Annotated in this window: 12 protein-coding genes; 6 read left to right on the top strand and 6 right to left on the bottom strand. The window is 43.1% G+C overall.

The features are described from left to right. Positions 1–13: 13 nt before the first annotated feature. Positions 14–472 (bottom strand): DUF3021 domain-containing protein, encoded by a 459-nt coding sequence (locus O3616_RS01030; protein WP_125386333.1) that lies wholly within the window; start codon positions 470–472, stop codon positions 14–16. Next, positions 469–909: a LytTR family DNA-binding domain-containing protein gene (locus O3616_RS01025; protein WP_371637851.1), complete on the bottom strand. Its 441-nt coding sequence runs from the start codon at positions 907–909 to the stop codon at positions 469–471. The genes O3616_RS01030 and O3616_RS01025 overlap by 4 nt, the downstream gene beginning before the upstream one ends. Before the next feature lie 311 nt (positions 910–1,220). On the opposite strand from O3616_RS01025, the gene mutL reads away from it, so the two are divergent. Genes mutL through O3616_RS01005 form a run of 4 tightly spaced genes read left to right on the top strand, consistent with a single transcriptional unit; the run spans position 1,221 to position 4,913 of the window. After that, positions 1,221–3,170, top strand: coding sequence for a DNA mismatch repair endonuclease MutL (mutL, locus tag O3616_RS01020; protein WP_371637850.1), 1,950 nt, complete (start codon positions 1,221–1,223; stop codon positions 3,168–3,170). Between the two features lie 15 nt (positions 3,171–3,185). Then, positions 3,186–3,779 (top strand): Holliday junction branch migration protein RuvA, encoded by a 594-nt coding sequence (ruvA, locus tag O3616_RS01015; protein ID WP_371637849.1) that lies wholly within the window; start codon positions 3,186–3,188, stop codon positions 3,777–3,779. Next, positions 3,779–4,348 (top strand): hypothetical protein, encoded by a 570-nt coding sequence (locus O3616_RS01010; RefSeq protein WP_371637848.1) that lies wholly within the window; start codon positions 3,779–3,781, stop codon positions 4,346–4,348. Before ruvA ends, O3616_RS01010 begins: the two co-directional genes overlap by 1 nt. A gap of 1 nt (position 4,349) precedes the next feature. Beyond that, entirely contained in the window at positions 4,350–4,913 is a 564-nt protein-coding gene (locus O3616_RS01005; protein ID WP_371637847.1) for a DNA-3-methyladenine glycosylase I, read from the top strand. Positions 4,914–4,997: 84 nt separating this feature from the next. On the opposite strand, the gene O3616_RS01000 is transcribed toward O3616_RS01005, so the two are convergent. The 4 genes from O3616_RS01000 to O3616_RS00985 all read right to left on the bottom strand — a co-directional run bounded on the left by O3616_RS01000 (position 4,998) and on the right by O3616_RS00985 (position 8,176). Then, on the bottom strand, positions 4,998–5,261 hold the full coding sequence (locus O3616_RS01000; protein WP_000166114.1) for a SemiSWEET family transporter: 264 nt from the start codon (positions 5,259–5,261) through the stop codon (positions 4,998–5,000). Between the two features lie 104 nt (positions 5,262–5,365). Then, the gene (locus O3616_RS00995; protein WP_371637846.1) at positions 5,366–6,400 is read right to left on the bottom strand and encodes a S66 peptidase family protein; all 1,035 of its coding nucleotides are present in this window, start codon (positions 6,398–6,400) and stop codon (positions 5,366–5,368) included. Between the two features lie 142 nt (positions 6,401–6,542). Beyond that, a complete protein-coding gene (locus O3616_RS00990) occupies positions 6,543–7,220 on the bottom strand; it encodes a DUF1129 domain-containing protein (protein WP_371637845.1) in 678 nt (225 codons plus the stop codon). A gap of 11 nt (positions 7,221–7,231) precedes the next feature. Then, positions 7,232–8,176, bottom strand: coding sequence for a magnesium transporter CorA family protein (locus O3616_RS00985; RefSeq protein WP_000815623.1), 945 nt, complete (start codon positions 8,174–8,176; stop codon positions 7,232–7,234). Positions 8,177–8,307: 131 nt separating this feature from the next. Here O3616_RS00985 and uvrA point away from each other — a divergent pair, with 131 nt between their 5' ends. Both uvrA and O3616_RS00975 read left to right on the top strand, forming a co-directional pair. Further along, on the top strand, positions 8,308–11,139 hold the full coding sequence (gene uvrA / locus O3616_RS00980; protein WP_371637844.1) for an excinuclease ABC subunit UvrA: 2,832 nt from the start codon (positions 8,308–8,310) through the stop codon (positions 11,137–11,139). Then, a complete protein-coding gene (locus tag O3616_RS00975; protein ID WP_371637843.1) occupies positions 11,132–12,193 on the top strand; it encodes a M24 family metallopeptidase in 1,062 nt (353 codons plus the stop codon). Before uvrA ends, O3616_RS00975 begins: the two co-directional genes overlap by 8 nt. Positions 12,194–12,228: the final 35 nt, after the last annotated feature.

Here is a 12,228-nt window from a genome sequence, read left to right as displayed (position 1 = left end):
GGGATTATTGCTCTTACTTTCTATGCTCCAAGAGTTGATTGATATGGTCTACTTTTTTTGATGCTCTTTTATAGGAAATAGTCCAAATGATGAGGTAGACAATCGCAAACTCGATAATGAGTTGGAGATAGAAAATCCAGTGGAAGGGGAACCAACCTGCTAGAGTTGCTAGTGGGACAAAGCCAGCCAGCATAAGGAAGAAATGAGTCAGAGTGGCACGAAGCAAGCTCCAGTCACGGCTGAATAATCGTTTACCAAAGTTGAAGAGAATACCGATAGCTGCCCAAATAAGTGTGCAGTAGAGCAAGACCAAGGCACCGTGAACCTGATGTTGCACCATCACTTGTCCGATCAGAGACTCGGGACTCAGTGGGGCGTAGGTGTTTGGTGCATAAATGAGTGAAAAGATGATAGAGAGGATGAGGCCGATGAGGACACCAGTAGCTGCGTCGTGGAAGATTTGTTTTTTCATAGTTCTAATTTCTCCTTGATGGTTTTTAGATAACGGCGTGAAGAGTAGGTGAAGCTTTCGTTTTTCAAGAAAATTTCTACTAGGCCGTTGGGGGTGAGCTTGAGATGAGAGATGGAGTTGATATTGATGATTTCTGATTGGGAAATTTGGATAAAATTGGTTGGCAGAATTTCAAGGACTTGATAGAGCCGTAAATCAATATTGTAGGTCTGGCTAGCCGTTTCTGCAAGAACCTTCCGATTCTCGATATAGAAGCGTTGTATCTTACCAACCTTAACTAGATAGACTTGATCATCAATCTTTCCTTTGATTGTTTCTTTTTGGTCAAGATTTTCTGCGAACTCGATGACTTTCTGGACTTTATCTGTCGGCTGAGGTGCTTGAACAATCAGCTTTTCCTCTTCGTAAGTTTCACTAATCTGTAGTTCTACTTTCATAAATTTCTCTCCTTGTTTTTCATACAAAATTGTGATCACTTCTTGTACATCTTTATTAATACTCTTCAAAAATCAAATTCAAACCACGTCAGCGTCGTCTTGCCGTACTAAAGTACTGTCTGCGCCTAGCTTTCTAGTTTGCTCTTTGATTTTTATTGAGTATACCACTATTTTATGCCCCCTGGCAAGGGACTTTGTTTATGTGGAGGGATTTGGCTTCTATGTGGCGCTTGCTTTTCTGTCCTTTCTGAAATATGGTATAATAGCACTAATCAATTTCTAGGAAAATAGATACAGAAAGGGGCTGAAAAATGTCTCATATTATTGAATTGCCAGAGGTGCTGGCAAACCAGATTGCAGCTGGAGAGGTTATTGAGCGTCCAGCTAGCGTTGTTAAGGAGCTGGTAGAAAACGCCATTGATGCGGGCTCTAGTCAGATTATCATTGAGATTGAGGAAGCTGGTCTCAAGAAGATTCAAATCACAGATAATGGTCATGGAATTGCCCACGATGAGGTGGAATTGGCCCTGCGTCGTCATGCGACCAGTAAGATAAAAAATCAGGCAGATCTCTTTCGAATTCGGACGCTTGGCTTTCGTGGTGAAGCCTTGCCTTCTATTGCATCTGTCAGTGTCCTGACTTTGTTGACGGCGGTGGATGGTGCGAGTCACGGAACAAAGCTCGTTGCGCGTGGGGGAGAAGTTGAAGAAGTCATCCCAGCGACTAGTCCTGTGGGAACCAAGGTTTGCGTGGAGGATCTCTTTTTCAATACGCCTGCCCGCCTCAAGTATATGAAGAGCCAGCAAGCAGAGTTGTCTCATATCATTGATATTGTTAACCGTCTGGGCTTGGCCCATCCTGAGATTTCTTTTAGTTTGATTAGTGATGGTAAGGAAATGACGCGAACAGCGGGAACAGGTCAATTGCGCCAAGCTATCGCAGGGATTTACGGTTTAGCTAGCGCCAAGAAGATGATTGAAATTGAAAATTCTGACCTTGATTTCGAAATTTCAGGTTTTGTATCCTTGCCTGAGTTGACTCGGGCTAATCGCAACTATATCAGCCTCTTCATCAATGGTCGTTATATCAAAAATTTCCTACTCAATCGTGCAATTCTAGACGGCTATGGCAGTAAGCTCATGGTAGGCCGTTTTCCACTGGCTGTCATTCACATTCATATCGACCCTTATCTAGCGGATGTCAATGTGCATCCAACCAAGCAAGAGGTGCGGATTTCTAAGGAAAAAGAACTGATGATGCTGGTATCAGAAGCTATTTCTAATAGTCTCAAGGAGCAAACTTTGATACCTGATGCCTTGGAAAATCTTGCTAAATCGACCGTGCGCAATCGTCAAAAGGTGGAGCAGACCATTCTCCCACTCAAAGAAAATACGCTCTACTATGAGAAAACAGAGCCGACAAGACCTAGTCAAGCTGAGGTGGCTGATTATCAGGTGGAATTGACTGATGAAGGACAGGATTTGACCCTGTTTGCCAAGGAAACCTTGGAGCATCTGACTAAGCCTAGCAAACTGCATTTTGCAGAGAGAAAGCCAGCTAGCTATGACCAGCTAGACCATCCAGAGCTAGATTTAGCCAGTCTGGATAAGGCTTATGACAAGCTAGAACGAGAAGAATCATCAAGCTTCCCAGAGTTGGAATTTTTCGGACAAATGCATGGAACTTATCTCTTTGCTCAAGGGCGAGATGGACTCTACATCATAGACCAACATGCGGCTCAGGAACGGGTTAAATATGAGGAATACCGTGAAAGCATTGGCAATGTTGACCAGAGCCAACAGCAACTCCTAGTGCCCTATATCTTTGAATTTCCAGCAGATGATGCTCTGCGTCTCAAGGAAAGAATGGCACTTTTGGAGGAAGTGGGCGTCTTTCTAGCAGAGTACGGGGAAAATCAATTTATCCTACGTGAACATCCTATTTGGATGGCAGAAGAAGAGATTGAATCAGGCATCTATGAGATGTGCGACATGCTCCTTTTGACCAAGGAAGTTTCTATCAAGAAATACCGAGCAGAGCTGGCTATTATGATGTCCTGCAAGCGGTCTATCAAGGCCAATCATCGTATTGATGACCATTCGGCTAGACAACTCCTCTATCAGCTCTCTCAATGTGACAATCCCTATAACTGTCCACATGGCCGTCCTGTTTTGGTGCATTTTACCAAGTCAGATATGGAAAAGATGTTCCGACGCATTCAGGAAAATCACACCAGTCTCCGTGAGTTGGGGAAATATTAAACTAAAAGGAAAACTATGTACGAATATTTAAAAGGAATCATTACCAAAATCACTGCTAAATACATTGTTCTTGAAAGCAATGGTATCGGTTATATCCTGCATGTGGCCAATCCTTATGCCTACTCAGGACAGGTCAATCAGGAGGCTCAGATTTATGTGCATCAAGTCGTGCGTGAGGACGCTCATCTGCTTTATGGATTTCGCTCAGAAGACGAGAAGAAGCTCTTTCTCAGTCTGATTTCGGTTTCTGGGATTGGTCCTGTGTCAGCTCTTGCTATTATCGCTGCTGATGACAATGCTGGCTTGGTTCAAGCAATCGAAACCAAGAACATTACCTACTTAACCAAGTTTCCTAAAATTGGCAAGAAAACAGCCCAGCAGATGGTGTTGGACTTGGAAGGCAAGGTAGTAGTTGCAGGAGATGATCTTCCTGCCAAGGTGGCAGTGCAAGCTAGCGCTGAAAACCAAGAACTGGAAGAAGCCATGGAAGCCATGTTGGCTCTGGGCTACAAGGCGATCGAGCTCAAGAAAATCAAGAAATTCTTCGAAGGAACGACAGATACAGCTGAGAACTATATCAAGTCAGCCCTCAAAATGTTGGTGAAATAATGGGGATAGCTAGAATCAATTTTACTGAATCAAAAAATTATAGCAACAATATCAAAATAAAGTTCAAAAATGGGAAGATTGATACACTATGGCTACACTGTACCGTTTTTCCGTTGTTTTGTAATAATTGTCAACAGAGCCAAACAGGATTATTCTTGCATAGTGGTTCCCGCTATGGTCAAGTTGGCTCATTTCCTTGTGAATTTTGTGGCGCAAGTATTGCTATAGTGGATCATGATAATATAGTAGAAAGTATAAAGGTGAATGATGAACCTTGTTCTTTCGAAAAACTCTACCTGTTAAGTGCAGACTACATTGAATGGTTTCAAGAATGGTACGGGATAACATTGGCTCCCGAAAGCTTTTTTGGAGGTTGTACTGATTGGATGTCTGTAGACCAACTTCGAGAACAGATTGAAACATTAACTGGAATAGAAACAGATGATGGTGTAAGGTATCAAACGGATGAGAGATTTAACCCTCTACCACCAGATATTAATCGTTGGATTAATCTATTGGATAAGTCTACTGTTCCCTTGCCTGACTACGTTTTAAAGATAGGAGAATAATATGACAAAACGTTGTTCTTGGGTCAAGATGACCAATCCGCTCTACATCGCCTATCATGATGAGGAATGGGGTCAGCCCCTCCATGATGACCAAGCATTGTTTGAGTTGTTGTGTATGGAAACCTATCAGGCAGGTCTGTCTTGGGAAACGGTACTCAATAAACGCCAAGCTTTCCGAGAAGCCTTTCATAGCTATCAAATTCAAGCGGTCGCAGAGATGACTGACACCGAATTGGAAGCCTTGCTTGATAATCCAGCCATCATCCGAAATAGAGCCAAGATTTTTGCTACACGCGCTAACGCCCAAGCATTTTTACGACTACAGGAAGAATATGGCTCTTTTGATGCCTATCTTTGGTCTTTTGTTGAGGGGAAAACGATCGTTAACGATGTTCCCGATTACCGCCAAGCCCCAGTTAAAACACCTCTGTCTGAGGAGTTGGCCAAAGATTTCAAAAAACGAGCCTTCAAGTTCACAGGCCCAGTCGCCGTCTTGTCTTTTCTACAGGCTGCAGGGCTAGTTGATGACCACGAGAATGATTGTGCGTGGAAAAGCGGTTACTAGTGTGTACAGGTAACTAGCATATCTGAGAATATAGAAAAAAGCTGAGAAATTTATCTCAGCTTTTTATACATACTAGTATATTTGTTAGAGTGAAGTCAGAAAAGTGATTCCACCTAAAATAACACCAGCTGAATTTGGAATGATTAGTATCCAATCCTTCTTAGGTTCCTTTGTCCATCCATAAATAACCCAGATTAAGCAAGATATAGCAGCTGATAAAGGTTGAAATGGTTGAGCTTTATTTCCCTGTAAATTAGCGATAATTTGAGGTATGTAGGCAATAAATACTATAATTCCAATAAAGGCACCAATAGAACCTACGATTCGATTAATTTTTTGTTTTGTCATATACACCTCCTTCAAAAGGATATCATAGAAATTAGCGAAATGCAATAAATTCAGATACAAATGTAATGAAAACGAATACAAAAGCACAAAAATAGAGAAACTATTTATTTTTTGTTATAGTCAAAGCGAATGACTTGTTCCTGTGCATCTACATGAGCATGGATCCCAAAGGGGACAATTGCTCTTGGAGTTGCGTGGCCGACATTTAGATTATAGATAATCGGGATATTGCTGTCAATGATATCCAATAGTGCCTCTTTATAGTCGTCATAGAAAGTTTCATCCATAGGTTTTCCGACCAGGAGTCCACTGATGACCTCGAATATACCAGTGTCCTTTAAAGTCCGCAACATCTTTTTGAAGTATTCCGGTTCAGGCTTTTCTTCGCTTGTTTCTAGCAAGAGGATTTTTCCTTCCCAGTCTGACAAATCAGGGAAAAGTTTGTATTTTTGACAGAGCTCCGTGCTATCTGCGTATCGAGAGTTGTCAAAGATATCGTAGAGGGACTCTAGGCAACCGCCGAGGATTTCCCCCTCGAACTGGGCATTTCCTTGCAACAACTCAAAACCGGTATTTGTATGACTGACACGAGGTGTCCCCAGAGCTTTGGGACTGAAGTCAGTTCTTTCATCATACCAAACGTCACTAGGGCGGATTTCTGAGATTCTTCCTGTCTCAATCAATTCTTTAAAGTAGTGAAGGCTATAGGCTAGCATTTCCTTGTCTAATTCACAAATGTCAGCTAAAAAGGATTGCCCATAAAAAGTCTTGATTCCTAGTTTATGCAACATGAGATGGTTCATAGTTGTATCCGAGAAACCAAGAAATATTTTTTGTTTGATAACCTTTTGTAGTTGGTCATTTTCAAAAAGATAAGGTAGTAAGCGATAGGTATCGTCTCCACCGATGGCACATAGGATCATATCTATGCTATCATCAGAAAAGGCATGAACCAAATCCTCTGCACGAGCTTCAGGATGGTCCTTGATAAAGTCTAATCCATTTAGCGAATGGGGCAAAAAGATAGGATTGAGTCCCAAGTCCTTGAGACGTTGGACACCCAAGTCCACTTCGTGTTTGACAAAGTCCTCTCCGATAATGCCACTAGATAAACTAACAATACCAATAGTAGAAATCATATTTTATCCTCCTAGAAATAGATTGAGCCTATTTTATCACAAAAAGATTAGATAGAGCTATGTGGGATGTCAGAAGAATACTTTAAAATCAAAAAAGTAAGTAAAAAAGCAACCGCATCTGCAGTTGCTTTTATGATTCTTCTTAATAGCGTGTTGGTCCTGCACTTGCGCTGCGGATATTTAAGCGTTTCTTGAGATAGAAGCGAAGGGCTAGGAGGGCTGCTCCGATAATAGCCAGTGGCAATGGAGCAAGTACTGGGTTAAGGCTAGCTGGTAGGAAGCTTGTTGCAAAGAAGACAAGCAACCAAAGGAACATAGAAGCTAGGATAACCAGTACAGATTTCCAGAAAGGTGGACGTTGACTGCGGTCTATATCTGGTCCATAGTATTGGTAAACAAAGTAGTACATCAAGTAGAAGGCAAATCCACCAACCAGTCCGACTAATAGGAGGGTAATCAAACCATAACCGATAGCTTGATCTGCTGAGAAGAAGGTAGTGAGGGCGCTGACGAGGGCAAAGAGGCTAGTGATGAAGAGGGCTGAGTCCATAATCATGAGTTTTGGATCATCATTTTCTTTTGGATGCTCTTTTTCATATTGCTCCTTGACCGTGAAGCTGTGAGCCCAGTGGGTAGGTGCGCCGTAGAGGGAACGAGCAGTCGTTCCTTTGATTTGCTCTTCAAGGATTTGAGGAATAACTTCCTCAAAAATAGTCTTGATTTCAGTGTCTGTTTTTCCATCTTTGATGAATTGTTGGGTAGCGATATGGACAAATTCTTGGTTTTTCTTTGTTAATTTTTGTAGATCAATCTGAGACATAGGAACTCCTCTTAGAACCATTTTTTATGGATGAGATAGAGAGTGAGCGAGACACTCATAGCAAAGGCGATAAAGACGATTAACCAGAAGGCATTTGGCTCGCCGTTTAGGGGGATTTCGTTATCCTTAAAGTTCATCCCGTAGGCAGAAAAGACCATGGTTGGGATGGACATGACGATGGTCACAAGGGCCAAGGTCTTCATAATGTTGTTCTGGTTGTTGGAAATGATAGAGGCAAAGGTCTCCGTCATAGAGTGCAAGACATTTCCGTAAATGTCTGCCATCTCGATGGCCTGTTGGGTTTCAATCAAGGTATCTTCAAGCAGGTCTTCGTCCTCAAGGTATTTCTTAATATTGCTGGTTGAACTGGTCAATTTCTTAATCACGCGCTCATTTGTCTTGAGGGAGGCCTTGAAATAGACGATGGTTTTTTCCAATTCCATGAGTTCGATCAATTCTTCATTACGAGTTGATTGATGCAGTTGACTTTCAATTTGTTCACTCTTACGGTCAATCGAACGAAGGGCTGTTAGGTAAAGCTCTGCATTGCGATAGAGAATCTGGAAGATAAAACGCGAACGCATGAAGGTGTAGAAATTACGCAAGCGACGGTTGATAAAGACATCGAGGACCGGTAGTGGTTCCAAACACGTAGTGATAATGGTTTCCTCGGTGATGATAATACCAAGCGGGATGGTTACGTAGTAGGTGCGGTTATTTCTTTCTTCTGTGACCGGCACGTCTACGATAATCAGGGTGTACTCGTCTTCAATGGTAATACGAGACATTTCTTCCGCATCGAGCGGTGCTCGAAGGTCGGCAATATCAATATCGAAGGCGTTAGCGATTTCGAGTGATTCATTTTGAGTCGGATTAACGAGATTGATCCAAGTACCCGGTTCAAGCGTATCGATCTCTTTAAATTCAGTTGTTGTAGAGAGAAAAACTTGTTTCATATCCCTTATCCTTTCTCATTTTTCAGATTTTTTCACACCGTACTATTATACTACAAATTAAGTCTTTTGGGTAATAGAATCTCACTTTTTTTGGTATAATGGTAAGCAATAATGGACTAGAAAGAACAAAAATGCAAGATAAAATTGTCATTCATGGGGCACGCGCCCATAATTTAAAAAATATTGATGTGGAGATTCCACGAGACAAGTTAGTTGTCGTGACCGGCTTGTCAGGTTCAGGGAAATCCAGTCTGGCCTTTGACACCCTCTATGCTGAGGGACAACGTCGCTATGTGGAGAGTTTGTCAGCCTATGCTCGTCAATTCTTGGGCAATATGGAAAAACCAGATGTGGATGCTATTGATGGTCTCAGCCCAGCTATTTCCATCGACCAGAAAACGACTAGTAAAAATCCTCGCTCGACGGTGGGAACAACGACTGAAATCAATGACTATCTGCGTCTCCTCTACGCACGTGTGGGGACGCCTTACTGTATCAACGGGCATGGAGCTATCAAGGCTTCTTCTGTAGAGCAAATCGTGGATAAGGTTTTGGAGTTGCCTGAACGCCAGCGCTTGCAGATTTTGGCCCCTGTCATCCGCAAGAAAAAAGGTCAACATAAGAGTGTTATCGAGAAGGTTCAGAAAGATGGGTATGTCCGTGTCCGTGTGGATGGGGAAGTCTATGATGTGACCGAAGTGCCAGAGTTGTCTAAGAGCAAGCAACACAATATCGATGTCGTGGTTGACCGTATTGTTATCAAGGAGGGCATTCGTAGTCGTCTCTTTGATTCCATTGAGGCTGCCCTTCGTATTGCAGAAGGTTATGTCATTATCGACACTATGGACGACTCTGAGTTGTTGTTCTCTGAGCATTATGCCTGTCCAGTTTGTGGCTTTACTGTTCCAGAGTTAGAGCCACGTCTCTTCTCATTCAATGCTCCTTTTGGTTCTTGTAGTGAGTGTGATGGCTTGGGCATCAAGCTGGAGGTGGATACTGATTTGGTAGTACCAGATGCCAGCAAAACCTTACGTGAGGGGGCCTTGGCTCCTTGGAATCCTATCTCATCCAACTACTATCCAAATATGCTAGAGCAGGCTATGACAGCCTTTGGAGTGGATATGGATAAGTCTTTTGAGGACTTGTCAGAAGAAGATAAGAACTTGATTCTCTACGGCTCAGATGGTAAGGAATTCCATTTCCACTATGAGAATGAATTTGGTGGTGTGCGCGATATCGACATTCCTTTTGAGGGAGTTGTCACTAATATCAAGCGTCGCTACCATGAAACTAATAGCGATTATACTCGCACTCAGATGCGCCTCTACATGAATGAGCTGACCTGCGGAACCTGTCACGGCTATCGCCTCAATGATCAGGCTTTGTCTGTCCGTGTTGGTGGTGAGCAAGGACCGCATATCGGAGAAATTTCAGACCTATCTATCGCGGACCACTTGGACTTGGTAAGCAAGTTGACTCTATCTGAAAATGAAGCCATTATTGCTCGGCCTATTCTCAAGGAAATCAAGGATCGTTTGACCTTCCTTAATAACGTGGGGCTTAACTATCTGACCTTATCTCGTTCAGCAGGTACCCTTTCAGGTGGGGAAAGTCAGCGTATTCGCTTGGCGACCCAGATTGGTTCTAACCTATCAGGTGTCCTTTATATTCTAGATGAGCCGTCAATCGGTCTTCACCAGAGGGACAATGACCGTCTGATTGCTAGTCTCAAAAAGATGCGCGACTTGGGTAATACACTCATTGTGGTGGAACATGACGAAGATACCATGCGTGAGGCGGATTATCTGATTGACGTTGGTCCCGGTGCCGGTGTTTTTGGTGGGGAGATTGTTGCTGCAGGTACGCCTAAACAGGTAGCTCGTAACAGTAAGTCTATCACAGGCCAGTACTTGTCAGGTAAACGTGCTATTCCAGTGCCAACAGAGCGCCGTACTGGTAATGGTCGTTTTATCGAAGTGACAGGAGCGCGTGAGAACAACTTGCAAAATGTCACTGCTCGCTTCCCACTAGGGAAATTTATCGCAGTGACAGGGGTGTCGGGTTCAGGGAAATCGACCCTCATCAACAGCATTCTCAAAAAAGCGATTGCCCAAAAGCTCAACCGCAATTCAGACAAACCAGGTAAATTCAAAACCATTACAGGGATTGAGCATGTAGACCGCTTGATTAACATTGACCAGAGTCCAATCGGGCGAACGCCGAGGTCCAACCCAGCTACCTATACAGGAGTTTTTGACGATATACGTGACCTTTTTGCTCAAACAAACGAAGCCAAGATTCGTGGTTACAAGAAGGGACGTTTTAGTTTCAACGTTAAGGGAGGTCGTTGTGAAGCTTGCTCAGGCGACGGGATCATTAAGATTGAGATGCACTTCTTGCCAGATGTTTATGTAGCTTGTGAGGTCTGCCACGGAACCCGCTACAACAGTGAAACCCTAGAAGTTCACTACAAGGAAAAAAATATCTCGCAGGTCTTGGACATGACTGTCAACGATGCGGTAGAATTCTTCCAACATATTCCTAAAATTCAACGCAAACTTCAGACCATCAAGGATGTAGGGTTGGGCTATGTAACGCTAGGGCAACCAGCTACCACTCTTTCTGGGGGAGAAGCCCAGCGTATGAAGTTGGCTAGTGAACTCCACAAACGATCGACAGGAAAATCTTTCTACATTCTGGATGAGCCGACGACAGGGCTTCATACCGAGGATATCGCTCGCTTGCTTAAAGTCTTGGCTCGCTTTGTTGACGATGGCAATACAGTCCTTGTTATCGAGCACAATCTGGATGTTATCAAGACGGCAGACCATATTATTGACTTGGGACCTGAAGGTGGTGTCGGTGGTGGAACCATCATCGCAACAGGAACTCCAGAAGAAGTAGCGGCCAACGAAGCTAGCTACACAGGACACTATTTGAAAGGAAAATTAAAACATGAATAAACGTGTACAAGCATTTCTAGCTAAAATGCAAGAAAAAGAACTGGATGGCATTATCATCAACAATCTTAAAAACGTCTATTACCTGACTGGTTTTTGGGGCTCAAACGGAACAGTCTTTATCAGCCGTGACCGTCAGGTCTTGGTGACAGACTCTCGCTATATCATTGCAGCTAAGCAAGAAACCAGTGGTTTTGAGATTGTGGCTGATCGTGATGAATTGGCTGTCATTGCAGGAATTGTTAAGGATATGGGCTTGTCTCGCATCGGTTTTGAGGATGAGATTTCAGTCTCTTATTATCACCGTATGCAGGTAGCTTTTGCAGGTTTGGACTTGCTTCCACAGACTCAGTTTGTTGAAGGTCTTCGAATGATTAAGGATGAAGCGGAGATTGCAGCTATTCGCAAGGCTTGTTCTATATCAGACCAAGCTTTCCGTGATGCGCTTGACTTTATCAAACCAGGAAAAACTGAAATTGAAATTGCCAACTTTCTTGACTTCCGTATGCGTGAGTTGGGAGCTTCAGGCCTATCATTTGATACTATTTTAGCAAGTGGCATCAACTCTTCGAAACCTCATGCCCACCCTATGCATAAACCAGTAGAACTAGGAGAGGCTATCACCATGGACTTTGGATGCCTCTACGACCACTATGTTAGCGATATGACTCGTACCATCTATTTAGGCCATGTCAGCGATGAGCAGGCAGAGATTTACAATACGGTTCTCAAAGCCAACCAAGCCTTGATTGACCAGGCTAAGGCAGGATTAAGTTTCCGAGACTTTGACAAAATTCCTCGTGATATTATCATTGAGGCAGGTTATGGCGACTACTTTACTCACGGTATCGGACACGGTATTGGACTGGATATTCATGAGGAACCATACTTTAGCCAGACTTCTACAGAAACTATTAAGGCAGGTATGGCCTTGACAGATGAGCCAGGTATCTATATCGAAGGCAAATATGGCGTTCGTATCGAGGATGATATCCTGATTACAGAGACAGGTTGTGAATTATTGACCCTTGCTCCAAAAGAGTTGATAGTCATTTAATAGTCAAGCAGCTCAAATGATTGACTTTTAAAATT

This window comes from Streptococcus sp. 27098_8_86, from assembly GCF_041432595.1.
Classification (GTDB): Bacteria; Bacillota; Bacilli; order Lactobacillales; family Streptococcaceae; genus Streptococcus; species Streptococcus pneumoniae_F.
Note: the sequence above shows the minus strand (reverse complement) of the source record. Positions and strands in the feature narration are given on the sequence as shown.